At 40.2% G+C, this 25,207-nt stretch carries 23 protein-coding genes; 19 read left to right on the top strand and 4 right to left on the bottom strand.

The annotated features are described in order from the left end of the window. Window positions 1–784: 784 nt before the first annotated feature. From IE222_RS15825 to IE222_RS15805, 5 genes are all read left to right on the top strand, one after another. Complete coding sequence (locus tag IE222_RS15825; RefSeq protein ID WP_191274440.1) at window positions 785–2,509, top strand: metallophosphoesterase family protein; 1,725 nt, start codon at window positions 785–787, stop codon at window positions 2,507–2,509. A gap of 74 nt (window positions 2,510–2,583) precedes the next feature. After that, complete coding sequence (tatA, locus tag IE222_RS15820; RefSeq protein ID WP_191274438.1) at window positions 2,584–2,766, top strand: twin-arginine translocase TatA/TatE family subunit; 183 nt, start codon at window positions 2,584–2,586, stop codon at window positions 2,764–2,766. 455 nt (window positions 2,767–3,221) lie between these two features. Further along, complete coding sequence (locus IE222_RS15815; RefSeq protein WP_191274436.1) at window positions 3,222–5,609, top strand: M14 family zinc carboxypeptidase; 2,388 nt, start codon at window positions 3,222–3,224, stop codon at window positions 5,607–5,609. A 209-nt stretch (window positions 5,610–5,818) separates the two neighbouring features. After that, on the top strand, window positions 5,819–6,895 hold the full coding sequence (locus IE222_RS15810) for a DUF2157 domain-containing protein (RefSeq protein WP_191274434.1): 1,077 nt from the start codon (window positions 5,819–5,821) through the stop codon (window positions 6,893–6,895). Further along, a complete protein-coding gene (locus tag IE222_RS15805; RefSeq protein WP_191274432.1) occupies window positions 6,888–7,430 on the top strand; it encodes a GDYXXLXY domain-containing protein in 543 nt (180 codons plus the stop codon). The genes IE222_RS15810 and IE222_RS15805 overlap by 8 nt, the downstream gene beginning before the upstream one ends. A 61-nt stretch (window positions 7,431–7,491) precedes the next feature. Here the strand turns inward: IE222_RS15805 and IE222_RS15800 are convergent, their stop codons facing one another. Both IE222_RS15800 and IE222_RS15795 read right to left on the bottom strand, forming a co-directional pair. Beyond that, the gene (locus IE222_RS15800) at window positions 7,492–7,596 is read right to left on the bottom strand and encodes a methionine/alanine import family NSS transporter small subunit (RefSeq protein WP_191274430.1); all 105 of its coding nucleotides are present in this window, start codon (window positions 7,594–7,596) and stop codon (window positions 7,492–7,494) included. 1 nt (window position 7,597) lies between these two features. Then, complete coding sequence (locus IE222_RS15795) at window positions 7,598–9,103, bottom strand: sodium-dependent transporter (RefSeq protein ID WP_191274428.1); 1,506 nt, start codon at window positions 9,101–9,103, stop codon at window positions 7,598–7,600. 301 nt (window positions 9,104–9,404) lie between these two features. Here IE222_RS15795 and IE222_RS15790 point away from each other — a divergent pair, with 301 nt between their 5' ends. The 4 genes from IE222_RS15790 to IE222_RS15775 all read left to right on the top strand — a co-directional run bounded on the left by IE222_RS15790 (window position 9,405) and on the right by IE222_RS15775 (window position 13,820). Beyond that, a complete protein-coding gene (locus tag IE222_RS15790; RefSeq protein ID WP_191274426.1) occupies window positions 9,405–10,730 on the top strand; it encodes a S8 family peptidase in 1,326 nt (441 codons plus the stop codon). A 131-nt stretch (window positions 10,731–10,861) separates the two neighbouring features. Next, the gene (locus IE222_RS15785) at window positions 10,862–11,452 is read left to right on the top strand and encodes a biotin transporter BioY (protein WP_191274424.1); all 591 of its coding nucleotides are present in this window, start codon (window positions 10,862–10,864) and stop codon (window positions 11,450–11,452) included. 322 nt (window positions 11,453–11,774) lie between these two features. After that, entirely contained in the window at window positions 11,775–13,184 is a 1,410-nt protein-coding gene (locus IE222_RS15780) for an alanine/glycine:cation symporter family protein (protein ID WP_191274422.1), read from the top strand. 168 nt (window positions 13,185–13,352) lie between these two features. Then, the gene (locus IE222_RS15775; RefSeq protein ID WP_191274420.1) at window positions 13,353–13,820 is read left to right on the top strand and encodes a nucleoside deaminase; all 468 of its coding nucleotides are present in this window, start codon (window positions 13,353–13,355) and stop codon (window positions 13,818–13,820) included. 121 nt (window positions 13,821–13,941) lie between these two features. Here IE222_RS15775 and IE222_RS15770 read toward each other — a convergent pair whose 3' ends face one another. After that, complete coding sequence (locus IE222_RS15770) at window positions 13,942–14,778, bottom strand: aldo/keto reductase (protein ID WP_191274419.1); 837 nt, start codon at window positions 14,776–14,778, stop codon at window positions 13,942–13,944. Window positions 14,779–15,122: 344 nt separating this feature from the next. Here IE222_RS15770 and IE222_RS15765 point away from each other — a divergent pair, with 344 nt between their 5' ends. From IE222_RS15765 to IE222_RS15750, 4 genes are read left to right on the top strand one after another with little or no spacing between them, the layout of a single operon-like run. Further along, window positions 15,123–15,503 carry a GntR family transcriptional regulator gene (locus IE222_RS15765; RefSeq protein WP_191274417.1) on the top strand — a complete coding sequence of 127 codons (381 nt, stop codon included), beginning with the start codon at window positions 15,123–15,125 and terminating at the stop codon, window positions 15,501–15,503. Then, window positions 15,500–16,402 (top strand): ABC transporter ATP-binding protein, encoded by a 903-nt coding sequence (locus IE222_RS15760; RefSeq protein ID WP_191274415.1) that lies wholly within the window; start codon window positions 15,500–15,502, stop codon window positions 16,400–16,402. The genes IE222_RS15765 and IE222_RS15760 overlap by 4 nt, the downstream gene beginning before the upstream one ends. Further along, window positions 16,380–17,132: a hypothetical protein gene (locus IE222_RS15755; RefSeq protein WP_223282735.1), complete on the top strand. Its 753-nt coding sequence runs from the start codon at window positions 16,380–16,382 to the stop codon at window positions 17,130–17,132. The genes IE222_RS15760 and IE222_RS15755 overlap by 23 nt, the downstream gene beginning before the upstream one ends. Next, window positions 17,132–17,851 (top strand): hypothetical protein, encoded by a 720-nt coding sequence (locus IE222_RS15750; RefSeq protein ID WP_191274411.1) that lies wholly within the window; start codon window positions 17,132–17,134, stop codon window positions 17,849–17,851. The genes IE222_RS15755 and IE222_RS15750 overlap by 1 nt, the downstream gene beginning before the upstream one ends. 106 nt (window positions 17,852–17,957) lie before the next feature. Here IE222_RS15750 and IE222_RS15745 read toward each other — a convergent pair whose 3' ends face one another. After that, window positions 17,958–18,695 carry an IclR family transcriptional regulator gene (locus IE222_RS15745; protein WP_191274409.1) on the bottom strand — a complete coding sequence of 246 codons (738 nt, stop codon included), beginning with the start codon at window positions 18,693–18,695 and terminating at the stop codon, window positions 17,958–17,960. A gap of 181 nt (window positions 18,696–18,876) precedes the next feature. On the opposite strand from IE222_RS15745, the gene IE222_RS15740 reads away from it, so the two are divergent. From IE222_RS15740 to IE222_RS15715, 6 genes are read left to right on the top strand one after another with little or no spacing between them, the layout of a single operon-like run. After that, window positions 18,877–19,731: a dimethylarginine dimethylaminohydrolase family protein gene (locus tag IE222_RS15740; protein ID WP_191274453.1), complete on the top strand. Its 855-nt coding sequence runs from the start codon at window positions 18,877–18,879 to the stop codon at window positions 19,729–19,731. Between the two features lie 50 nt (window positions 19,732–19,781). Next, complete coding sequence (locus IE222_RS15735) at window positions 19,782–20,585, top strand: dimethylarginine dimethylaminohydrolase family protein (protein WP_191274408.1); 804 nt, start codon at window positions 19,782–19,784, stop codon at window positions 20,583–20,585. Window positions 20,586–20,614: 29 nt separating this feature from the next. Further along, entirely contained in the window at window positions 20,615–21,766 is a 1,152-nt protein-coding gene (locus tag IE222_RS15730; protein ID WP_191274407.1) for a M20 metallopeptidase family protein, read from the top strand. A 37-nt stretch (window positions 21,767–21,803) separates the two neighbouring features. Next, complete coding sequence (locus IE222_RS15725) at window positions 21,804–22,001, top strand: DUF3311 domain-containing protein (protein WP_191274406.1); 198 nt, start codon at window positions 21,804–21,806, stop codon at window positions 21,999–22,001. Then, window positions 21,998–23,467 (top strand): sodium:solute symporter family protein, encoded by a 1,470-nt coding sequence (locus tag IE222_RS15720; RefSeq protein WP_191274405.1) that lies wholly within the window; start codon window positions 21,998–22,000, stop codon window positions 23,465–23,467. Before IE222_RS15725 ends, IE222_RS15720 begins: the two co-directional genes overlap by 4 nt. Before the next feature lie 35 nt (window positions 23,468–23,502). Continuing rightward, window positions 23,503–25,146: a M20/M25/M40 family metallo-hydrolase gene (locus IE222_RS15715; RefSeq protein ID WP_191274404.1), complete on the top strand. Its 1,644-nt coding sequence runs from the start codon at window positions 23,503–23,505 to the stop codon at window positions 25,144–25,146. Window positions 25,147–25,207: the final 61 nt, after the last annotated feature.

The raw sequence follows: 25,207 nt of genomic DNA, 5'->3' as shown, positions 1-25,207 counted from the left end.
AACTTTTAGGGGTCACTTCAAGGCCGAGGATTTTTCATAAAAGAAACACCACATCTTTCCCTTCTTGTTGAAGATTTCAGCTGGATTCTTACCTTTATTTTATGGAAAATTATGTAATGGTGTGCAATCAGCAATAGTTGCTATCTTTCTTTTTTTTAATCAATTGTAAAATCGTACTTGGGTGGTATTGTACATATTTTTCAACCGGAGCTTTTGTAAAAAATATTAGTTGGATCGGCGGGATATGAATATTTTAGAAAAGCTTAAACCATTTTTAACATTTGATGATCCGGAAATATTGAATTTTGTAATATGTATTCTTAAGGAAAGTGCCTGAGGAATAGACGGTTGTTTTATTAAGAGAAGCCATTTCTTCTATAGAAAAGGAAAGAGTTATTATTAGAGACATTGATCATTTTCCCTTTCAATGGTGAGGCAATAGAGCTTTTAATTAAAGGTTATTCTAAAAAATATAAAATTTACCAATCATTTACACTGGATTAATAATTATAGTGTACGATTAATGAGTGTTTTAGGGAATTTGTGTGAATATGTCATATTTTGTACAGTTTGGAGGTGGTATTAATTATTAATTATTAATTATTCCCTTATTAAGAGCAAGCTGGCCATTCATACATAGAGTCTTGTCAATAAAGAACTATTATTTTGTGAAAAAAGCAATCTTTTAATAAAAATGTTAGGCTTTGTACTACTTTATATTACATAAACGTACTCTGTTTATTGAAACTACTTATCTATCGTTTGAGAGGAGCTAACAATAATAATGGGAAATGGGAAATTAAACGATATTAAGGGAAGATTATTTAACGATTCCCCTTTTACAAAGGAAATGGATCGCCGGACCTTTTTGGAGGGAACAACTAAAATTGCTGGGATTACTTTAGGGTTAACGCTAGTAAACTCATTGACTAGTATACCTGTGAGCGCAGCATCTAGTTCGTCTGTTTTTCACTCACAAGGCAATAAACCAGATTTAGTTTTTCCGGTAATAAGTGATGTACATATTAATTCTAATAGTAATCGCACATTAGAAAAATTTGTTACTACTTTAGAGCAGTTAAATAAGGTTGTACCTGACCAAGATGCTTTTGTGGTAGTAGGAGATTTAACGGATTATGGATATGCATCAGAATACGATAAATTTATGTCTGCTTATAACGTCAGAAAACAGCCAAATGCGGTTTCAATGTTTGCGATCGGAAACCACGACTATTGGAATGGCTTGTCGGTAGCAGATGCTCAAAAGCTTTTCCTAAAGAAAACAGGGATGGAATCCATTTACTATCATAAGATAATCAAAGGCTATCATTTTATCATTCTTTATACCGAAGATGGCAGAACAGAGGGTACCTTCTCAGCAGCACAAATCAAGTGGCTAGGTGAGCAGTTAAGAATAGCAAATGCTGATGATCCAAAGAAACCGATTTTTGTCTTCCACCATCAGCCAATTAAAGGAACTATCTATGGAAGCGAATGGGGCTTCTCTCAAAATAGAGATCTTTTTTACGATACTTTAAAAGCCTATCCGCAAGTTATCTCTTTTTCAGGTCATACCCACTATCCGCTAGATGACCCTAGAATCATACATCAAAAAGATTTTACTTCTATTGGCACTTCAACAGGTGCTTACTTGTGGCTTGATAGCGGAAGAATCCAGGGGGAAGTGCCTGAAGATGCCGGAATCCTTAATCAAGCCCTGATTGTAGAGGTTCATAATAACAAAGTCATCATTAAACGCCGTGATATTCATAACGATGACTGGACAGCTGAACCATTCGAAATCAGCTATCCTGCTAATAAGCAGAATTTTAAATACACAGAAGATCGAGACAATAAGGCACCTTTCTTTACAAATGATGCGATGCTTTCCATTGTGAATGAAAAAACGACTGCTACCGGTTTAGCCATCATGTTTACTCAAGCTAAAGACGATCTTCTTGTACATGACTATAAAGTGGTAGCAAGAAATGTAGAAACAAAAGAAATAGCTAAAGAATTTCTTGCTTTCTCAGAGTTTTATAAAGATCCTGTACCCAATCCATTAACATTACAAATTGACGAATTAAAGCCGAATACAATGTATGAGATTGAAGTTCATGCACTTGATGCATATGAAAATATAAGTAATAACTCTTTAAGAGTGTTGGGGAAAACTCTGGACGGTGTAGAAAAAGAAGTAAAAATTAGCTTATCAAAAAATGTATTAAATGGAATAGAAGATACGGTTGAAGTTACGGTGGAAAATGCTAGAATTCCAAAAAGTGATTGGATTGGTTTATATGAAATAAATGAGACACCAGGATCCATCGCGTCAATATGGTGGATGTACACCCAAGTAACAGATGGAATCTGTAGATTTACTTATAATCCAAAAAATAATATTAATCCGGGAAGATATAAGGAAGGTTCAACGTATAAATTGGTTTATTTCTATGGCAGTGGATATGATTCTGTTGCATCTACAACATTTACCGTTGGTAGTAAATAAAAAAAGAAATGAATAAAGAACTTCTAACAGTTGGTTGTGGATCAAAAAAGAAGAATCTTTAAGGAGGAGAAACCATGTTTCAAAATATAGGAGTACCAGGATTAATATTAATTCTTGTTATCGCTTTAATCATATTTGGGCCATCTAAGCTTTCAGAAATTGGACGTGCTTTCGGCAGCACACTTAGAGAATTTAAAAACTCTGCTAAGGATTTAATGACAGACGAAAAAGAAGAAAAAAAAGAGAAAGTTAATTAAGTAAACGGAGATGTGGGTAGGAATGTAACTATTATTTTGTCACTATGTTGCTTGAAAGCGAAGTTCTCGAGAGCAAATCAACCAGGCAAGTTTAATTGAGCCTTAAAAATTAAAATAAAAATATCCAGGATAAAAAAATATAGAACAAACGAAAAAGACAGAGGGTGCACCTTCTGTCTTTTTTGGTTTTTGTTGGAAAGTGGTGTCAGGCACCATTTGTGGACATTTGTACGCCCTGAGAGGACATATTTTTTCGTAAATATAAATATGGTTCAGCATGAAAAAATGATGGTTTATTCATAGAATGTTATTTTGTGTATGGTACTTTCTTCCTGGTGGAGAATAATGGTGTTTGGTAGAAAGGATGGATGTATTTTGGCGGAGTTCATTTTACAATAAGTGTAATTCAATTATATACATAGATTTTAATAAATATTCATTTTGGGAGGTTTGTTATGAAGAAGAATAAGAGGAAAATTGCGGGGGTTTTAGCGGTAAGTTTACTTACCACAACAGTCCCATGGGCAACAGGGTTTGCAGAGAGTCCAAAATGGACAAACGTCAATGTATACGAAGAACAGGATGGCAGCAAGTTTAATAGTGAAAACTATGACTTTGTGAAGTTCTCAAAAATCGGGGCAAAATTAAAAGAAATTGAGAAGCAATCGAACCGTATTAAAGTCGAGGTGCGTGGTACATCAGCAGATGGACATCCCCTCTATGTAGTCACAATTGCCGATCCGTCCACTCAAGGTAAGTTTGGTAAAATTCAGGCGTTAAGAAAGCAAATGTTTAAAAATCCAGGAAAGGCTCAAGATTGGATTGCGGCCAATCAGGATTTTAAAGTACCTATTATGATCAATGGATCTATCCATGGAACTGAATTTATTGGAACAGATGCCCTGCTTCAGTTAATCGAACGCTTTGCAACAGAAAATGACCAGGAAACAAAAAATATTCTCGCTAATAACATCCTTATTTTTAATGTTGTGCAAAATCCAGACGGGCGTGTTGATGCCACCCGTTTTAATGGAGAAGGAATCGACCTAAACCGTGATTTTATTACCCAGTCCCAGCCGGAGACAAGAGAGACGGTTGAACTGATTAAAGAATGGAATCCGATGGTGTTTCTTGATACACATGGATATATAAAAAATTATGCCCCTAACCTCCAGGGGTTAATAGAACCATGTACTCCGCCGCATAATCCGAACTATGAATACGACCTATATAATAAGTGGGCTTATAAACAGGCAGAAGCGATGGAAGCACAAATAATGAAGGAAAAAGGTTCATTCTCATCAAGTACCCTCTATCAAAATATGAAGGGTGTCTATATTCCGCAGCGAAATGACAAAGATGGTTGGGATGATTATCCGCCAATCTTTACACCGATGTATGCCATGTACCACGGGGCGTACGGTCATACATTAGAAACACCGACCAATGATTGGGATGGCGTCCGCTGGATGTACAATGCTATTATCGGCGCACTAAATTTTGCCACAGAAAATAAGCAGGCTATGATTACAGACCAAATTGAAATGTTTAAACGAGGGATTAACTTTGATCATCCCTTCCACAAGGATGGGTTCTTTCCAAAGGCTTATATCCTGCCGGTTGATGAAAAAGATCCAACCGTCACACATAAAGCGGTTAATCATTTAATTAATAATGATATTGAAGTCGGTCAGGCACCGCAGGCATTTACTGTAGATGGAAAAACGTACCCTAAAGGAACATTTATCGTGAAAATGGACCAAGCAAAAGCAGGGTTAGCCAATACCATGCTGTGGGACGGGGAAGACATTTCCAACGACATAGGAGCCATGTATGATATTTCTGCATGGAGCCTGCCTGAACTATGGGGATTTGAAGCGATTCCTGCCCAAGGGGAAGTCGATGTTAAAACAACTAAGGTAAACAATATTTCAGAACAAGGGTCTGTTTTCGGTAAGGGGCCATTCTTAATTCCAAACAGCTCGGTTCAAGCAGTTAAGCTAGTCAATACCTTGCTCCAGCAGGGGGTAGCTGTAAAGCGTGATGCAAAAGGAGAATTTTACACATATGCCGCTGCCAATGAAATTTTGGCAGCTGTGAAAGCATCCGGTTTAAAAATTGAATCCACCGCAAAGGTGCCAGCAGATGCCGCTTCGCTATCCAGTTTAAAAGTAGCTATTTTGAAAGATGGCGGTATCAGTAAACAACAATCCCACAGTGGTACAAAGCTTGCCCTAAAACGGCTTGGTTTCGATGTAACGGAAGTGACACCCGTAGAAGTAGCGGAAAATGGTTTGAATGGGTATGATGTATTTATTTATAGCGGCTCATCCAGCCTAATCAGTGTGATCACGAGTGCAGCAAATAAAGAATTTGGCTTGCAAACTAAGGAGCAAGAAGCAGAACTGGCGGCAAACATTACTGAATTTGTTGCCAATGGAGGGAAATATATAGCAGTAGGCGGGAGTGCTTCACAGGCAACAAAGACACTTGGCCTAACTGACGACACCATTAATACGGCAGGCTCAAACAGCAACGGAATTGTACTGGTTGATTACGCCGGTACAGGCTTAACTGGCGGCTATGGAAAGGATGACATCGGATTTGTCTATCGACCTACATGGTACACTAATACCAGCAATGATATAGTCGCTGCCAGCTTTACTAATTCCGATCAATTCTTCCTTGCCGGTCATTGGAAAAATAACCAAAACGCAAAAGGTCAGGCCGTATTGGTAAAAGAGCAGGATAAGGATGTAACATTAATTGGATTAGAGGCAGGCTTCCGGGACCACACCGATTATTTGTTCCGACTTCTATCCAATGCTATTTTTGAAAAATAATAGCCTTAAAGAGTGGTCTGGCTCTAGAAAAGAGCCGGGCCTTTTTTGCATATCAAATACTTCATCTATAATGGAAAAATAAAAGCTGCCTTCTAAAAATTTTACAGCGGCCAACCCTCTTATTTGATACAATATAGTCAGGATATAATTACCAGATTTCTAATCTAAAAGGCTTGGATAAGTTGAAAATTGAAAGGGGTGGAATGATTATGCGCACTGTTCGGGAAAAAGAGCTGGAGTTTTTAAGGAAAGAGCTTAAGTACCTGGCAGAAACGGATGTAATAACTGCCGAAAAGGCTGAGGAAATTCAATCGCTGTATGAAGTAAGAGATAAACTATCTTTTACGAGGACACTTTTGTATGTTGGCTCCATTTTAATTGGTGCCGGAATCCTCAGTTTTATCGCCAGCAACTGGGATGAGATTGCCAGACCATTGAAATTTCTTTTGATTGTCGGGATTTTTATAGCCTGTAATTTTGCCGGGTATAAGCTTGAACGCTATTACCCTAAGACCTCCCAAAGCTTTTATTACCTTGGGGTGATCATATTTGGTGCTGGAATTTTCCTAGTGGAGCAAATGTTTCACATCGGAGGCAGCACTCAGGACGCGTTTTTATGGTGGGCGATTGGGATTATGCCGTTAGCTTGGGTGCTTCGCGACAAATGGATTTTGCTTGCTGCTGTATTTTTTTCTCTTTTTCATATCTTGGATGCGCCATATATCCAAGGGAAAGTCATTCCTATCTGGACTCTGCTGCTGATTACCGCTATTTATTTTTTAAATAGAAAAATTTGTTTTTCTAGGGGAACTGCTTTTATGAATGGAGTTCTTCAGCTAAGCTTTTTAGCCACAGTCCTTAACTTTTTTATCATCAGATACGGTTCGATTGATGAACCTTATATTCATGGGCTCATTTATTTAGTAATTGGCATTGCTTTAGTCTTAAATAAAGGAAAAATGAATGATATTTACGTGTATTTAGGATATATCACCCATGGGGGTGCGGCATTGCTGCTATCCTTTAAGGATACATGGCCGCTTCATGTAGAATGGCTGTACATTCCATTTTCACTGCTCTATCTGCTTTTTTTATTGTACTTAATCAAACGGGGGAGCCTGTTTAGCATTATCATTCTGTGTGTGATGATTTTCCGTTTCTATCTTGATTTATCCTTTGAGTTTTTACCGAAATCATTTGTCTTTATCATCGGCGGTGTCCTTTTACTCGGCTTTGGATTTTATTTTGAAAAACAAAGGCGGAAGGGAGAGGGCAAACATGCATAACCGAGCAAAACTATTAATACTAGCTTGTGCAGTACCGGTTCTTATTCTCCTAGCGATGTGCTATAAGCCCCTTCTTACATTATATACTGGCCAGGAAATTACTTTACAAACTAAACCTGTGGACCCTTCAGATTTGTTTCGTGGCGATTATGTCATCCTTCGCTATGAAGCAGAGGAGGTTCCGAAAGCCTTGGTAGATCACGATGTCCTAAAGCAGATGGACGGAGGCAGGGACTGGGGTCTGGGGGAATTGGAGGTATATGTCATTTTAGAGAAAAAAGATGGCATCGATCATCCCGTGAAAGTAACACTGCAAAAACCGGAAAACGGGGTTTTTCTAAAAGGAAAGATTGATTATATAGGTACAAATGGCGAAGGAAGCGAAGTTGCCTTCATCCAATACAGTCTCGACAAATACTACGTCGAAGACAACACTGGAACCAAATGGGAAGAAGCCTCCGCCAAAGGCCAAATCCTCGCCAAAGCAAAGGTCAAAAACGGCTATGCGATTCTAACGGATATTGAAATGGAATAAATCGGTGTCAGGCACCAACAAAAAAAGGATTGGGCAAATCCAAACGCCCAATCCTTTTTTCTTATGATTTTCTTGATACCCTTACAACATTGTAAACGCTGGCTGCTAAGCCGCCCCAGATGATGACGATTCCGACAATCATCATTGTAACTGCACTTCCTGACATACTAGGCAACCTCCCTTTCATCACTAGAATTCACATTCGATTTCCATCCTTTAAAGGATAAGACAACACCAATAATGACAACGGCGGCAACCACTGCAACACCAGCGTACATAATAAGTTGAGTTGGATAGCCCTCATAATTTTTCTCTAAGTTTTGACGAATATTATCAAACATCATATAACCAAGAACTAGCGGAGTGATAACAGCTAAACAGAACTTCCACCATGCCCCAGTACGTAAGTCGGAAATTTCGTTTGCATGCTTTTGCAAACCATTTAAACCTTTAAAGAACCAAGCAATTAATACTACTTCCACTAGGCCTGCAAGTGCAACGCCAAAGTTATTTATGAAATAATCAACAATATCTAATAAATATAACCCGCCGTTTGTAGCATATAGCAATGAAATTACTGTAGCTGACAGTCCGCCGATTAATACAGCTTTTGTGCGTGATACATTGAATTTTTCTTGTACCCCTGCAATAAACGTTTCAACAATCGATATTAATGAAGTCATCCCAGCAAAAACCAATGAAAGGAAGAATAGTACACCAAATAAAGCGTTCATCCCAGGAAACTCATTAATAATACTTGGAAAAACTACAAATGCTAGACCAATTCCACTGCTGACCACTTCATCAACTGGTACACCTTGCTGCTTTGCCATAAATCCTAGTGCCGCGAATACACCGATTCCTGCAAGTAATTCGAAGCCGGAGTTGGCGAACCCGGTAATAAAGGCGTTATTATTGATATCCGATTTTTTTGGAAGATAGCTGGAGTATGTCAGCATAATCGCAAACCCAATTGATAACGAGAAGAAGATTTGTCCATAAGCCGCAACCCATACCTTACCGTCAAGGATCTTATCCCAGTTTGGCTTGAAAAAAGCATTTAATCCTTCAGCTGCACCATCAAGAGTTAAGGCACGAACTACGATAATTAAAAACATAATAACTAGTGTTGGAATAAAGATTTTATTCAGTTTTTCAATCCCTTTTGATACGCCTCTGTACAGAACAAATAGTGCAACTGCCCATACAATTAACAATGGCAGCACTACTCCAGGGACCAAATGACCGATATGTCCAGGTGTATCTGATAATTTTAAAACATGTCCGAATAAAAATTTACTAGGGTCTGCGCCCCACTGGGTTCCAAACGAATAAATCGCATATTTAACCGCCCATGCAATAATTACAGCATAATAAGTACAAATCACGAAGGAAATTAATACCTGCCACCAGCCTAGCCATTCTGCTTTTTTGTTGATTCGGAAGAATGATAGAGGTGCTGAACCTCTATATTTGTGACCAATGGTGAATTCTAATATTAAAATAGGTATTCCCGCTGTTAATAAAGCAAATAAATATGGGAAGAAGAAGGCACCTCCGCCATTTTCGTATGCAACGGCTGGAAACCGCCATATATTCCCCAATCCTACTGCGGAACCTACGGCAGCCATAATAAAGCCATACCTTGAGCCCCATTGTTGTCGATTTTCCATAAAACTTTTCCCCCTATATTGAATTTCCATATTTATTAAAATTCAGATAATTTTATTACTATCTCAATATATCACTTTTTGAGAGTATGTCAAACTTTTTTGAATAATTCGTTTAATTACAATTTTTACTATTCAATAAGTTTCCGCTTTTACCAAGTTGAGTAAAATGTCATAGTAGGATAATCTCTTTTATTCAGCATCTTCTTATATGAAGTTATTTTAGGAGAAATTAGACAAACACCGTTACCTCTTTTTCAAATTTTCATAGCATAGTAAAAAAGTTATGGAAGGAGAGATATGGTTGTTTGGTTATTCGATGATTCAAATGGTACGAGCCCATGCCGATAAGCTTGAAAAACCATTGCGGGAAGAAATATTGAATTTATATAAGCCGTTCAAATGGACCCCGTGTTTTTTGCATAATATGTTCGAAGGTTTTATTAAACGAAGCAGGAAACTATCGGTCATTATTGAGTTTAAAAAAGGGTGTTATCAGGCTGGATGTCATGAGGTAAAAGAGGTGATGAAAAGTCACGCCCGAAACGGTATTAAACAGGATTTTGCCAGGATTTCCTGCTGCAGCGCTTATGTGACGCCGAACGGGCTGGAAGGGATTCTATCCGGCTGCCGTCATATTAAAAAGGTGTATTTGAACCGTGAAGTTCGAGCTTTGCTTGATGTTGCTGTTCCTTCCGCTAATGCTAAAAATGTTGTCAGCAACCGAACAAAATTAACGGGTAAAGGAGTAACGATTGCGGTCGTTGATACAGGAATTTACCCTCATCAAGATCTTGCAGGGAGAATCACAGGTTTTGTTGATTTTGTTAATAATCGAACAGACCCTTATGATGATAATGGACATGGAACTCACTGCGCTGGTGATGCAGCTGGGGATGGTACTGCCTCTTCCTTTAAATATGTCGGTCCGGCACCAGAAGCAAATCTTGTTGGGGTAAAGGTGTTAAATAAAATAGGTTCTGGGTCACTGGAGACTGTGATGCAGGGAATTGAGTGGTGCATTCAGCATAACGAAAGAAAGGAAGCTCCTAAAATTGACATCATCAGCATGTCGCTGGGAAGCACAGCACAAAACTTTGGAAGTGAAAATGAGGACCCAATGGTAAAAATTGTTGAGGCTGCTTGGGCATCTGGCATTGTTGTCTGTGTAGCGGCAGGAAATGAGGGTCCGGACGCCAAAACTATTGCTAGCCCGGGAATCAGTGATCAAGTAATTACAGTCGGAGCTCTTGATGATAAAAATACACCAGACACTAGAGCGGATGACGATGTGGCAAGTTTTTCGAGCAGAGGTCCAACCATCTATGGTTTAATTAAGCCAGATATTCTGGCTCCAGGAGTCAATATTATTTCATTGCGTTCACCTAATTCGTATTTAGACAAGCTACAAAAGGCAAACCGAGTTGATAACGATTATTTTGTACTTTCAGGGACTTCGATGGCAACTCCAATTTGTGCTGGCGTAGTTGCTCTAATGAAACAAAGCAAGCCAAATGCTACCCCAGATGAAATAAAGATCATGTTGAAAAATGGAGCGGACATCTGGAGAGAGAAAGATTCAAACGTGTATGGCGCAGGCTATATTAACGCTGAAAAGTCTGTTTTATAACCTTGCAGTAGAAAGTAAAAAACGTTTGAGTAAGAATGTTATTGTCAACCTTCATTAAAAATAAGTTGACAATAACCTGCCTTCCGCCTTATCTTAAAACTATGGAATTTATGGATAGGGTGGGAGGATATATGAAATTAAGAGCATTAGATATTACGCTTGTTGGAATGTTTGTTGCGTTAATGGCGATTGGAGCTAATATTACAACCATTGCCCCGTTTTTAACAGTAGGCGGAGTACCAATTACACTTCAAACCTTTTTTGCGATTCTGGCCGGACTAATTTTGGGAGGCAGATTGGGCGCGGTTACGATGACTTGTTATATGTTGGTCGGTTTAATAGGGGTTCCGGTTTTTGCGAAATTTGGAGCAGGCCCTTCAACAATACTCAGCCCGACATTTGGCTTTATTGTGTCCTATATATTAGTTGCTTATTTAATCGGCAAAATAGTAGAAAGGAAAAAGAGCTTGGGTGCTTTTATTACAGCCGCCTTAATTGGAATGACAGTTAATTATCTGTTAGGTACTAACTGGATGTACTATGCCTATAAACTTTGGTTTACAGCTCCAGAAGGCTTTACCTACAAAATGGCCTGGTTATGGATGGTTGCCCCGCTGCCAAAAGACATCATCCTATCAATATTAGCCGGAGTCATGGCCCACCGGCTAGAAAAAACCGTACTATCAAAAGGGCAATTTAAAAACTTAAAAAGAGTTTCATAAGGATGTCAGTGCAGTATGTGAAAAATTCATATGGTGCCTGAAACCAATAACATAAAAAGAGTGGTACAGCCATTGAGGCTGTACTACTTTTTTTATTAGGGTATTTACGATAGGTACATTGTTTTTCGGCTAATTGTACGCAATTTTTTCCTATAAAGTACAATAATTTTTAATAAGAATGGTATAACTCGTAAAATGATAGGTGTGAAAATATTTTAATAGACTGTATCAGGTCAGTTGGAAATTTCAAACATTGTTGTAAAATAGAAAATTTGGTACATTAGTATAGTGATTTTTTGAAAAGAAAGAAGGGGTGGAAAGTTTGCAAATTATAGAAAATATCATAAACGGAACGAATACGTTACTTTGGTCTTATATATTAATTATTTTATTAATTGGTTCCGGTTTGTATTTTTCAATTAGTACAAAGTTTGTTCAATTCCGGATGTTTGGTGAAATGTTCCGTTTAATGGGAGAAGGGGCAACGGGTGATAAAAAGGGGATATCATCCTTTCAGGCGTTCTGCATCAGTACAGCTTCTCGAGTAGGAACAGGCAACCTTGCCGGTGTTGCAATTGCCATTACGACTGGTGGTCCGGGAGCGGTATTCTGGATGTGGCTTATTGCCTTAATCGGTTCAGCATCAGCGTTTGTTGAGGCAACACTGGCGCAAATCTATAAAGTAAAAGATGGCGATACTTTCCGCGGCGGTCCGGCTTATTATATGGAAAAAGCATTGAATGCCCGCTGGATGGGGATTACATTTGCTGTATTAATCTCGTTAACATTTGGACTTGCCTTTAACTCCGTTCAAGCAAATACGATTACAAGTTCATTAAATAACTCGTTTGGGATCAGCAAAGCGCTAATTGCTGTTGTTTTAGCGGGTATTACAGCTATCATTATTTTTGGCGGACTTAAACGGATTGCAAAAGTGGCAGAGTGGATGGTACCAGTAATGGCCGGAGCTTACATTTTAATTGCTCTATATATTATGGTGACCAACATTACGGCTATTCCAGGTGTGTTTAAATTGATTTTTGAAAGTGCCTTTGGTTTTAAAGAGGCTGCCAGCGGTGCGTTTGCTGCGGCAATGATGAATGGAATTAAACGTGGATTATTCTCTAACGAAGCTGGTATGGGTAGTGCACCTAACGCTGCTGCAACAGCAAGTGTCAGCCATCCGGTAAAGCAGGGATTAATTCAATCACTCGGCGTGTTCGTTGACACACTAGTAATTTGTAGTGCTACTGCTTTTATCATTTTATTGTCTGGTTTATATACGTCAAAGGAAGGCAATGGTATCGTGTTAACTCAAAATGCCCTTGAAGGATCACTAGGATCATGGGCTGGAATTTTCCTTGCGGTTATTGTCTTCTTATTCGCATTTAGCTCTGTTGTCGGAAACTATTACTACGGTGAATCTAATATTGAATTTATTAAAAATAACAAGGCAGTTCTGACAATCTATCGTATTGCGGTTGTCGGCATGGTCGCTTTTGGTTCACTAGCGGAATTAAGCTTCGTTTGGAACCTGGCCGACTTATTCATGGGACTTATGGCGATTATTAACCTAATAGCAATCCTATTGCTAGGCAAAATTGCCTTCTCAGCCCTAAAAGATTATACAAAACAAAAAGCCAACGGCCAAAACCCTGTCTTCTACAAATCCAATATCAAGGGACTAAAAAATGTAGAAGCATGGGAAGAAGCCCCTTCACGGGAAAGATAATATAGATTTGGTGTCAGGCACCGCTCGTGGACAAATCACTGCATTTGTCCACGCCAGGAGGACAGTTGTCCTTTTGTGGTGCCTGACACCATTTTTTTATGCTTCTTTTTTCTTATTTTGGATAATACATTTGTAGTAAATGGAAATCGTTTAGGTTAGGGGGGCGCTATGAAGGAGTTAATGTTTATGAAAATTGCTGTTGATGCGGCACTCGAAAATGTGCTTACGAATGGCGGCGGGCCGTTTGGGGCTGTTGTTGTGCGGAACGGTCAAATCATTAGTATCGGCCGTAATCAGGTAACAACCATAAATGATCCAACAGCCCATGCAGAAATACAGGCAATTCGGACAGCATGCCGTAATTTGAACAGCTTTCAGCTAACCGGCTGTGAGCTATATACAAGCTGTGAACCGTGCCCAATGTGCCTAGGGGCGATTTATTGGGCAAGACTAAGCAAGGTTTATTATGCCTGCACAAATGAGGATGCTGCCAAAATCGGCTTTGATGATCAATACATCTACAAACAAATAGCCCTGCCTCCGGACAAAAGAAGTATCCCTATGCTCCGGGTCCTTCCAGAAAACACCTATCTCCCCTTTAATGCCTGGATTCAGAAACCACATCAACAATACTAAATAAAAATGGTGCCTGACACCACTCGTGGACATTTGTCCGCAGTGGGAGGACAGTATGCAAACCAAAAAGGCGCCGCCCTTTTGTCGAAAGGGCGGTGCCTTTTTGGTCAAGCATTCCCCCCTAGATAGCAGGGTAGACTTTGTCAGGGTCTGGGCCTGTTCGGTGGTTTATGTTTAATGAATCAATTTTGGCCATGTCTTCAACAGACAATTTGAAGTCATATATATCAGCATTTTCTTCAATCCGGGTTGGTGTGCTTGATTTAGGGATGAAGATGGCACCATGCTGCAAATGCCAGCGGAGGATAATCTGCGCTGGGGTTTTTCGATAGACTTGCCCAAGCTCTACGAGTGCGTCCTCTTGAAAAACCTTTCCCCTTGCTAAAGGGCTCCATGCTTCGACCGCGATGTTTTGCTCCTGCAAGTATTCCCTTAAGGGGGCCTGTGTCATATAGGGGTGGACCTCAATTTGATTCACCATTGGCATGACATTAGCCTTCGTTTTTAATTTTTCCAGATGGTGAATTTGAAAATTACAAACCCCTATGGCCTGTACCATTTTTTCCTCATACAATCTCTCAAATGCACGCCAAGTCTCGAAAAAGTGCTTTTCGCTTGGCCAGTGGACAAGCAGAAGATCAAGGTAGCTAAGCTGCAGGTCAGCTAAAGATTCCTCGAAGGTAAAGAGTGATTGGTCGTACCCCTGGTTATTATTGTTAATTTTTGTTGTAATAAATAGTTCCCTTCGTGGAACCGGACCATTATGTAATACTTCCCCAAGTATTGCTTCGTTTTCGTACATTTGCGCTGTATCAAATGAGCGATATCCTACTTCTAGTGCTTTATGAATGGTAGTTCCCATTTCATTTGGGTCTGTAATCTTATATACACCAAAGCCATGCTGCGGCATCGTAACACCGTTATGTAAGGTAATCTGATCTGTAATGGCTCTCTTCAAGCTTGTTCCTCCTTTATAGAATTTCTTGTCATTAAGTATAGCGGTAGAAATTTGTTATTGAAAGTCATTTAGCAGTAGATCTCCATGTGAAAAAACTAATCAAACGTTCGTTTAAAAATGGACTTCGGAATATATCAGCGAATTTTTGAAGGATATCGGCGAATCAAGAACATTTATCGGCGAATTTCAAACTATATCGGCGAATCCAGCCACTTTATCGGCGAATCAACAAATTTTAGAAAAAAAGCCTAATTTTAAGAGAACCCCATTGCATTTATTTTCCAAATGGAGTATAGTACATTACATCAGTAATGCACTATACCAGAGAGAAAGGAGACGTAAAAATGACTCTTCATCTGGACGGAACAAAGCCAATATATATACAAATCTCGGAATGGCTGGAGAATGAGATTCTCGACGGAAATTTCGAAAGTGATCAAAAAATCTACTCTCAATACCAGCTGGCAGATATTTTTAATATTAACCCGGCAACGGCTGCAAAGGGGCTGAACATTTTGGCAGAGGAACAAATTCTTTATAAAAAGCGCGGACTCGGCATGTTCGTAGAGAGCAATGCGAAGGACTTGATTTTAAGCAAGCGGAAAAATCAAACCTTAAAACGACTTGTTCAGGAAATTGTAATGGAAGCACAGCGATTGAATGTAAGTAAACAAGAGCTGATTGAAATGATCAACGCAATTAAACTGGGGGAGGAAAGGGAATGAGTATGATCGAGTGCAGGGGATTGACGAAGGTTTTTGGCGGTACAAAGGCACTGAACAATTTCACCTGTGAAATCAATGAAAACACAATCACAGGTTTGATTGGCCGTAATGGTGCCGGAAAAACAACATTATTAAAAATCATCGCAGGCTACCATCAGCAAACATCCGGTGAAATAAAGGTCTTTTCCGAAGAACCGTTTAACAATTTAACCGTTTCAGCCAACATGATTTTTGTCCACGACCAATTGAACCTTCCGACAGCTTTAAATCTTCAAGAAATATTGGATGTCATGGCAGGCTTTTATAAAAATTGGGACAGGGAGCTTGCCCATCGGTTATTTGATTATTTTTCCTTTCACCCAATGCAGTATTATAACGGACTTTCAAAAGGGATGAAAAGTACATTCAACATGATATTAGGGTTGGCGGCCCGCACTCCGCTAACCATATTTGACGAGCCGACAACAGGGATGGATGCGGCGGTTCGAAAAGATTTTTACCGCGCCTTGCTTAAAGACTATATTGCCTATCCACGGACAATTATTCTATCAAGTCATCATTTGGATGAAATTGAGGATTTACTAGAAGATATTCTGGTGGTGAAGCAGGGTCAGGAGCTCCTTCATATGCCGATTGCAGAGTTACGGGAGTATGCAATTGGGCTCGAAGGAAAGAACGCATTAGTGAAGGAATGGACGAAGGACCGGGAAATTATTTTTTCAAAAAATGGGGCGTTCGATCAATCCTATGTGGTTGTAAGAAATGATTTCTCAGAATCTGAATTGTATCAGGCGGAATTGGCTGGAATTGAAATATTGCCAGTAAGCTCTAGTGATGTCTGTGTCTATTTAACTAGTAAAACGAAGGGAGGGATTGATGATGTCTTTAACAAAGGTTAGTCTAAGCGAGATTGTGAGACAGCAATATGTTTACAAGCTTAAGGCTTTTATTCAGGTGTTTATGTCACTTGTTTTTGTTCAAATAATCGCCATTTTGTTTTCGCAGGGCGGCTCAGGGATGATGGGGAGCGGCGGTGGATTGATTGATTTGGAGGTTCATTATTATTCAGCGGATGTGGTCGTAGCCTTTACAATGCTTTGGGGGTTTATTACAGCCATTCTGATTACAACAAAGGCGTATCGAAATGATGATTTTATATTCGTTACGAATCGTATAAGCAGTAATCTATCGAATATGCTGTTTCTCTTGACGGCTAGTGTGATTGGCGGGATTACGTCGATGATGTCCACTTATTTAGTGAAAATCATTATCGCACTATTTAAAGGGGATCATTTTATAAACAGTTCAGCTGCTTCAGCCCCGTCAGTGGGTTTGTTTTTCGGCATATGTGCCACAATTCTCTATATTTTTCTGTTTTGTTCCTTAGGGTACTTGGTGGGGACAGTTGTTCAATTAAGCCGGGTGTTCGCCTTCGCCCTGCCGGTTGTGTTTGTCGGCGGCTTATTTTTTGACGGAATGAGAGGGCAGGCCGGCATTATTGAAAGTTTGTTTACGTTTTTCTTTATGGAAAATTCGTTTGTATTGTTTATTTTTAAAATTTTGTTTACTGTCTGTCTGTCCTTTAGCGCTGCATTTATTCTATCTAACCGAATGGAGGTTAAACCGTAATGGGGCTGGTTCTAATTCTTGTCATAATTTTGGTTGTTGGATATTTGGTGAAGGTGAACACTAAGCCTGCGACCAAAATAATTAATAGAAGAATGAAATATGCTTATAGTAATCGAGTCCGTCTGATATTCAGCGGGTATTTGGCCATTCTTATTATTGCCATGATTGTAAGTACGGTTTTGCCAGTTAAAGGCATGACTGAATTGAAAAAAGTGAGCAGTGATGAGCTGAATCAGGAAGGCATGGGTTTATATGACGCAGCTAAAGCAGGGGATATTGCCAAGTTTGACAGTAAGTTTTTATATGAAAACTGGACCTTCAATTTTCAAGGCCAGCAGCTAAGAATAAAGTCCAATGAGGATACTTTCTATAACATCACCGTCATGGTTGAAAGAAAGAAGCAAAACGATGGCCGTATAGAAGCTGGATTCTATATGACAGGCTCAGAAGTGAATGACCTGGATATCTCAAAATTCGTTCAACCTCCAAAGCTGGACCTGGTAGATGAGCATCTGCTCCTAACGAATTCACCGAAAAATAAACTAAGATTATCGCAATTTGATAACGTATTTACCGTTAAACAATTCACCGGCCAAAGCACCTTTGGTACTGGATCCCATTCAAGCGAAGGGCAAAGTATCCTATATTTGAAGATACCGAAGGACCTCAAACTAAATGATACCTCTGGTCTTAATCTGGAATATGTAGATGGTGCCTGACACCACTCGAGGACATTTGTACGTCTGGCGTGGACAGTTACTCGACAAGAACATGAAAAGAAGTTAGCCGTGATTATGGTTAGGGGCTAACTTCTTTTTGATTTCATTAGTATTTACTCCCCAGTTTATTGGAGATCCGCAAACTGTATTCGACTACTTTTTCTATTAAGTAGTTTTGTCTTTCTTCTGTGATGTTAAAGTTGACATACCCGATGCTGATAGCGCCTAGCAGTTCATTGGCATGATTGAAAATAGGGGCAGCGACGGATGAGGTTCCTGGTGTTCTTTCTCCGTGGCTTTCTCCGTACCCTTGCCGCTTGATTCTGCTTAATAATTGTAAAAACGAATCCTTTCCCTCAGCTGGGACTAGGGAGTTAACAATTTTAACAGTTTCAGAGGAAGGCATATTCGCAAGCATTACTTTATTGGCCGCTCCAATATTTAACGGAATGCGAATCCCCAGCTGGTCATAGATGCGAATCGGATTGTTGAGACAATCAATTCTCTCGACTACCAGTGATTCTAAGCCGATTGGCTTGCTGAAATAGATACTCTCCTCCACCTCATACATTAATTTCTCCATTTCAGGGCGGATCAGTCCGACAAAATCAAAAGTATCATACATTTGCAGACCATACTCCAGCCAGGTACTGCCCATGGAATAGAGCTTTAAATCTGGGTCCTGTTGGATTAGCCCGTGTTCCTTCATAGACTGCAAGAGACGATGTAATGTACTCACTGGCAAATCGCATTCCTTAGACAAATCCGTAATGGAAATCCATTTTTTTGAATCATTTTTCGCTAAAACTTTGATCACTTGCATGGCACGATCGATTGTTTGCATCTCACATTCCTTCCATTTCCTTTTCGATTCCATAATTGGTTGGTAATAACATTATTCAGTAAATTCGAAAAATATTGACATAGTTAAACTATCACTATAATATCATATTATAAGTTTTCCTGTCAGGGGAAAAGGATTCCACTATGCGGAAAAATGGAGGGTAAACAAATTGCTGACTTCTATGTATAAAAAGCTCAACACTGTAATAGTGAAACATCCAAAAGATGCTTTTATCAGCCAAGAGCATTTAAGTGGTGAGTGGAAAAAGTTTAATTATATTAACGAGCCGGATTTTATGAAGGCGCAGCAAGAATACGAGCAGTTCCTTACCATTATAAAGGAGCATGTCGGCCAGATTGAATTTTTACCGGTTTCGGAAAAGGTAGGGCTTGATTCGCTTTATACTCATGACCCTGTTAAATTCACGAAAAAAGGCGCCATTATTTTAAAATCAGGAAAAAAATTACGTCAGCCTGAGGCCGAAATTTATAAGGAATTTTTACAAGAAAAAAATATTCCGATAGTAGGAGAATTAACAGGTGATGCTGTTGCTGACGGGGGAGATCTTGTTTGGCTGGATGACCGCACCTTGTTAATTGGCCGCGGTTATCGAACAAATGATGAGGCAATCCGCCAAATCAAGGAGATGACTAAGGACTTAGTCGATGAATGTATCGTGGTTCAGCTGCCACATGACCAAGGGGAAGCTGAATGTCTCCACCTTATGTCTTTTATTAGCATCGTCGATGAGGATCTCGCTGTTGTTCATTCACGCCTTATGCCGGTATTCCTAAGGCAAATGCTTCTAGAGCGCGGCTTTCAGTTGGTTGAGGTACCGGATGAAGAGTACCACCGGCTCGGCTGCAATGTGCTAGCATTGTCACCCCGCGTTTGTGTAATCGTTTCCGGAAACCCGCAAACCAAACAGGGACTGCTGGATGCAGGGGCAACAGTCTATGAATATGACGGAAACGAAATCTCTTATTTAGGCACGGGCGGACCGACATGCCTGACATGCCCGGTAGAAAGAATTTAATCAAATAAAACGAAACGGGGCAATCCCGGCATATTTTAGGAGAAAAAACCATGTTAAAAGAATCTACTTCAAACTCTGCTAAAGGAACAAAAATGTTTCATAACACAATTGTAAAAAGACCAGGAGCAACCTATATCAATGGATTAACAACCTCTGATCTTGGAACACCTATTTTAGAAAAAGCATTAGAGCAGCACGATGCGTATATTGAAGCCCTTAAAACATGCGGTACAGAAGTGACTGTTCTTCAAAGCAACGAACAATTTCCCGATTCTACATTCGTGGAGGATACGGCTGTTTTAACACCTGAGTTCGCAGTTATTTCCAACCCTGGTGCAGAAACAAGAAATAGCGAGATCTACGAAATGGAGCCGGCCATCAAATCTTTTTACGATAAAATTCACTATATTAAAGCACCTGGAACTCTTGACGGCGGAGATATTTTACAAATCGAAGAAAATTTTTACATCGGGATTTCTGCCCGTACAAACCAGGAAGGCGCCGAGCAGCTTAAGCAAATTTTAGAATCTGAAAACTACAAAGCAACAATCGTTCCATTACAAAAATTCTTCCACTTGAAAACAGGAATCGCTTATTTAGGTAATCAAACGATTGTTGTTGCGGGAGAATTTGTCGACCACCCGGATTTCAATTCCTATCAAAAGATTGTGGTACCGCCTGAAGAGGAATATGCAGCCAACTGTATTCGCGTGAACGACTATGTCATTATTCCATCTGGATATCCGCAAACAAAGCAAAAAATTAATGAGGCAGGCTACCAGACGATTGAATTGGATACATCAGAGTTCCGTAAACTTGATGGCGGCTTAAGCTGTTTGTCCCTCCGTTTTTAATGAAGTCAAATAAAAAAGGGGATGTAAGGATGCAATCAGTTATTACTGAAAGTTTAAGAGAGTTAGCCGTTCGGCATCGCAGACATTTACATCAGCATCCAGAATTATCATGGCAGGAATTTGAAACGAGTAAATATATTAAAAAATGTCTGCAGGAACTCAATATTGAGATATTAAATTACACAGAGCCGAGTGTCATCGGTTATTTAAGAGGCACTAAAGGGGCAAAAACGATTGCTCTAAGGGCCGATATTGATGCGCTTCCAATCCAGGAAGAGGGTGAGAGAAGCTATCTGTCTACAGTTCCAGGGGTTTCCCATGCCTGTGGTCATGATGGACATACGGCCATTCTTTTAGCAGCCGCAAGGTGGTTTGCAGAAAATCGTAATCTAATAAAGCCGAATGTGCTGTTTATTTTTCAAACAAGCGAAGAAATGCTGCCGAGCGGTGCCGAGGCTTTGGTAAATGAAGGGGTGCTGGATGAGGCTGATGCGGTGTTTGGATTACACCTGTTTCAATCGCTGGAGAAAGGAAAGATTGGTATTTCTTACGGATCGATTATGGCAGCGGCAGACGACTTTACGATTAAAATTGAAGGTAAAGGCGGCCACGGTGCTATGCCGCAGGATACAGTGGACCCTACCCATATTGCCAGCCATATTATTCTAGCACTTCAATCGATTATCAGCAGGAGACGAAATCCACTTGAACCGGCTGTGATCTCCGTTGGAAAAATGGAAGCAGGGATGGCTTACAATGTCATTCCTGACACAGCTGTGCTTGGCGGTACGATACGCACGATTACGAAAGAAATGAGAAGCTTCATTTGCAGCGAAATGGAAAAATTGGTAGAGGGACTCTGTCAAACATTTGGGGCAAAAGGGAGCGTGGAGTTTGGCTGGGGTGCACCGCCTGTTATTAATGAGGAAGAGATGAGCAGGGTAGTAGAAAAGGTTGCTGCCAGCATGTTTGGGCAGGAACGAATTGAACATGTGGATCCGAACATGGGCAGTGAGGACTTTTCTTACTATCTAGAAAAACAAAAAGGGGCCTATTTCCTGATTGGAATGGGCGGGGAAAAGAGCCAGTACCCACATCACCATCCGAAATTTGATATTGATGAAGAAGTACTTGGAACAGCGATTGAATGTTATATCCAACTAGTCATGCATTTTGAATAGTTTTTCTTTTTCTATCTGAAAACAAAGGGGATTGTATATGAGAAAAATCCTGATGCTATTGTGTTTAATTCCTGTTGTTGGTTCGCTTATTGTCATTAACCGTGTGGAACCTTATATTTTCGGTATGCCTATGATTCTAGCCTGGATGGTGTTTTGGCTGGTTATGACTTCAATCATCATGTTTGTTGTCTATAAATTAGATCCTGACAAAGAAGAAGGTGACGATGCTCTATGAATATCTCCCTAGCGATTATCTTTGGCTTTTTATTATTTTCCCTGTATCTCGGCATTCGAGCTAGAAAAGGGGAAAAGATGGATTTGGAGCAATGGGCTGTTGGCGGAAGGAAGCTTGGGACTGTATTTGTCTTCTTCTTGCTTGCGGGTGAAGCCTATACCACCTTTACTTTTTTAGGAGGGAGCGGTTTTGCGTATGCTGCCGGCGGTCCTTCCTTCTATATCTTTAATGCCGCCTACTTTGTCTTATCGTACTGGCTGCTGCCTCCAATTTGGCAATATGCTAAGGAACATAAATTACTGTCCCAGTCTGACTTTTTTGCTCATAAATACAAGAGTACTGCTTTAGGGGTGATTGTAGCGATTGCCGGTGTCATTGCCATGATTCCTTATATCGTTCTTCAACTAAAAGGCCTTGGAATAATTGTTTCTGAAGCATCTTACGGGGCGATTTCTCCAACGGCTGCTATCTGGATTGGCTTGATTGCAGTAACAACATTTGTAATTATTTCCGGTTTGAACGGATCAGCTTGGACAGCTGTATTAAAGGATATTTTGATTTTAATTGTAGTAATTTTTATCGGTACGTATCTCCCGTATCACTACTATGGCGGATTTCAGGCAATGTTTGAAGCGGTTCATGCAGCAAAACCTGATTTTATTACCCTGCCTGATGCTGGTTTAAGCACTTCATGGTTTGTCTCGACGCTTGTATTATGGACGTTCGGGGTTTACATGTGGCCGCATATTTTTCCGACGATTTTTGCCTCTAAAAGTAAAAAGGCAATAAAACGAAATGCGATCATTATGCCGCTGTATCAAATCGTGCTGGTGTTCGTCATTTTCGTAGGTTTTGCAGCCGTTTTGCAAGTCCCTGGGTTGGAAAATACAGATTTAGCATTATTCGAGCTGGCGAAAAAAACTTTTGATCCATGGTTTGTTGGTGTGATTGGAGCTGCTGGGATTCTTGCAGCGCTTATTCCAAGTTCCGTCCTGCTGTTGGCTTCAGCAACAATCATTTCCAAAAATATTTTTAAGGTAGTAAGACCGAATACATCTGACCAAGCATTAAATAAATTAACAAGATATCTTGTTGTCGCAGTGGCGTTAGCGTCTTTATTTTTCACCTTTAATGGGGCGAATACGATTGTTACGCTATTGTTAATGGGGTATAGCCTTGTTACCCAATTGTTCCCGGCGCTATTCTTTAGCTTGTTGAAAAGAAATCCGGTTACAAAACAAGGAGCCATTGCCGGTATTCTGACAGGTATAGCAGCTGTGGCATATATCACAATTTCCGGGCAAACCATCGGTACAATTTTCCCTTCTTTACCACAAGCATTAAAAGATTTTGATGTTGGAATCATTGCCTTATTAGTGAACTTAATTTTTACATTTGCAGTAAGTGCGTTTACTAAAGATAAAAATCAGAATAATGGAAAAGTTATTAACCAGAGTGCTAGTTGAAAAAATTAATTCGCATGTGAAGGAGCATATTAGTTATGACACAGCTTAGGTGGGGAACCCCAGATGCATTGCGTAGGTTATTATGTGAAGTAGTAAGTTGGAAAAGTATGACACTTACGGATGGAGAGCGCGAGTTTTCTTCAAAAGTGGCAGCAAAGCTTAAAGAGTTAGCGTATTTTCAGGAGAATCCGGCTTACTTAGGGCTACATGATGCTGATTTAGGTCGCAGGTTTGTAACCGCTTTATATAAACATCCTGATGCGCAGGAAACGATCGTGCTAATCAGCCATTTTGATACGGTGAACACAGAGGAGTACGGCGATCTGCAGGAGTATGCGTATCTGCCAGAGGAATTGACCCAGCTGCTCCATTCCAGAGTGGATGAGCTGCCGGAAGAAGCCAGGCAGGATCTTCTATCCGGGGAGTACTTATTTGGCAGGGGCACAATGGATATGAAGATGGGGCTTGTCATGCATATGGGACTGATAGAAAAAGCAACGGTCGAACAATGGCCGATTAATCTTATCCTGTTGACGGTTCCGGATGAGGAAGTAAACTCCTCCGGCATGCGGGCTGCTGTTCCAAAGCTATTAGAATTGAAGGAGAAACATCAGCTAAAGTTCAAGCTTTTTCTAAATGGCGAGCCGGTATTTACACAGGCGCCAGGCGATCGAAACTATTATGTGTATTCAGGTTCGATTGGTAAAATCATGCCTTCCGCCCTTTTTTACGGAAAAGAAACACATGTGGGGGAACCGCTTAGCGGCATAACTGCACCGTATATTGCTTCGTTTTTAACACAGAGAATGGAATGGAATTTAAGCATGCAAGAAACAGTATTGGGGGAGCAAACACCGCTTCCGGTTACACTGCAGCAAAAGGATTTGCGCTTTGAATACTCTGTTCAAACACCGTATCGTTCTTCGGCATTGTACAATGTGTTTTTAATGAAGCGGAACGCAGAAGAAATTATGAATATGTTTGAAAAGGTAGCAGTTGATGCGGCTGATGCCTGTAATAAAGCTTATCATGAGGTCTGCAAACAGCAGTCTGTCACTCCGGTCGGAGAAGTTCGTGTGCTGCGTTATGAAGAGCTGGAAAAGCATGCAATTCGGAAATTTGGTATTGGTTTCGTTGAGGGAGTTAAAGCTTCGATTCAGAAAAGAGCGGATTGGGATGACCGGGAGAAATCGATCCGTATTGCTGATGCGCTGATCATCGAGTGTCAGGAACTTGCCCCTGCCATCGTCGTGTTTTATGCGCCGCCTTACTATCCGGCAGTGAATTCTTCGGATAATGAGCTGGTTGTGGAATGTATTGAGTACGTGAAGCAGCAGGGCTTTGAAAAGTTCAGTCTGCCGGTAAACCAAGTACACTATTTTAACGGAATCAGCGACCTGAGCTATGTAAATTATCAGGATGCCGGCGAAGGATGGACGGTATTCAAAGAAAACACACCGGTTTGGGGAAGCAGCTACAGCATTCCATTTGATGAAATGACAAAGCTCCAAGCACCGGTACTAAACGTAGGCCCATTCGGCAAAGACGCCCACAAACGAACCGAACGCCTCCACATCAAAAACGCCTTCGAAGAAGTACCAGCCCTCGTCGAAGGGATGGTCAAAATGTTGGGAAAAAAGAACCGTAATGGTGTCAGGCACCACTCGTGGACAAAATAGTGTTTTTGTCCACGTCAGGTGGACAGTTCGTGTGAATTTCTGTTACACCGGTGGTTGAAAG

The sequence above is a fragment of the Neobacillus kokaensis genome, from assembly GCF_014656545.1.
In the GTDB taxonomy this organism is placed as follows: Bacteria; Bacillota; Bacilli; order Bacillales; family Cytobacillaceae; genus Neobacillus; species Neobacillus kokaensis.
Note: the sequence above shows the minus strand (reverse complement) of the source record. Positions and strands in the feature narration are given on the sequence as shown.

Excerpts from the sequence above, each read along its gene's own strand:
- IE222_RS15825 (WP_191274440.1), top strand. The coding sequence starts at position 785 with ATGGGAAATGGGAAATTAAACGATATTAAGGGAAGATTATTTAACGAT.
- tatA (WP_191274438.1), top strand. The coding sequence starts at position 2,584 with ATGTTTCAAAATATAGGAGTACCAGGATTAATATTAATTCTTGTTATC.
- IE222_RS15815 (WP_191274436.1), top strand. The coding sequence starts at position 3,222 with ATGAAGAAGAATAAGAGGAAAATTGCGGGGGTTTTAGCGGTAAGTTTA.
- IE222_RS15810 (WP_191274434.1), top strand. The coding sequence starts at position 5,819 with ATGCGCACTGTTCGGGAAAAAGAGCTGGAGTTTTTAAGGAAAGAGCTT.
- IE222_RS15805 (WP_191274432.1), top strand. The coding sequence starts at position 6,888 with ATGCATAACCGAGCAAAACTATTAATACTAGCTTGTGCAGTACCGGTT.
- IE222_RS15800 (WP_191274430.1), bottom strand. The coding sequence starts at position 7,596 with ATGTCAGGAAGTGCAGTTACAATGATGATTGTCGGAATCGTCATCATC.
- IE222_RS15795 (WP_191274428.1), bottom strand. The coding sequence starts at position 9,103 with ATGGAAAATCGACAACAATGGGGCTCAAGGTATGGCTTTATTATGGCT.
- IE222_RS15785 (WP_191274424.1), top strand. The coding sequence starts at position 10,862 with ATGAAATTAAGAGCATTAGATATTACGCTTGTTGGAATGTTTGTTGCG.
- IE222_RS15775 (WP_191274420.1), top strand. The coding sequence starts at position 13,353 with ATGAAGGAGTTAATGTTTATGAAAATTGCTGTTGATGCGGCACTCGAA.
- IE222_RS15765 (WP_191274417.1), top strand. The coding sequence starts at position 15,123 with ATGACTCTTCATCTGGACGGAACAAAGCCAATATATATACAAATCTCG.
- IE222_RS15760 (WP_191274415.1), top strand. The coding sequence starts at position 15,500 with ATGAGTATGATCGAGTGCAGGGGATTGACGAAGGTTTTTGGCGGTACA.
- IE222_RS15755 (WP_223282735.1), top strand. The coding sequence starts at position 16,380 with ATGATGTCTTTAACAAAGGTTAGTCTAAGCGAGATTGTGAGACAGCAA.
- IE222_RS15750 (WP_191274411.1), top strand. The coding sequence starts at position 17,132 with ATGGGGCTGGTTCTAATTCTTGTCATAATTTTGGTTGTTGGATATTTG.
- IE222_RS15745 (WP_191274409.1), bottom strand. The coding sequence starts at position 18,695 with ATGCAAACAATCGATCGTGCCATGCAAGTGATCAAAGTTTTAGCGAAA.
- IE222_RS15740 (WP_191274453.1), top strand. The coding sequence starts at position 18,877 with ATGTATAAAAAGCTCAACACTGTAATAGTGAAACATCCAAAAGATGCT.
- IE222_RS15735 (WP_191274408.1), top strand. The coding sequence starts at position 19,782 with ATGTTAAAAGAATCTACTTCAAACTCTGCTAAAGGAACAAAAATGTTT.
- IE222_RS15730 (WP_191274407.1), top strand. The coding sequence starts at position 20,615 with ATGCAATCAGTTATTACTGAAAGTTTAAGAGAGTTAGCCGTTCGGCAT.
- IE222_RS15725 (WP_191274406.1), top strand. The coding sequence starts at position 21,804 with ATGAGAAAAATCCTGATGCTATTGTGTTTAATTCCTGTTGTTGGTTCG.
- IE222_RS15720 (WP_191274405.1), top strand. The coding sequence starts at position 21,998 with ATGAATATCTCCCTAGCGATTATCTTTGGCTTTTTATTATTTTCCCTG.
- IE222_RS15715 (WP_191274404.1), top strand. The coding sequence starts at position 23,503 with ATGACACAGCTTAGGTGGGGAACCCCAGATGCATTGCGTAGGTTATTA.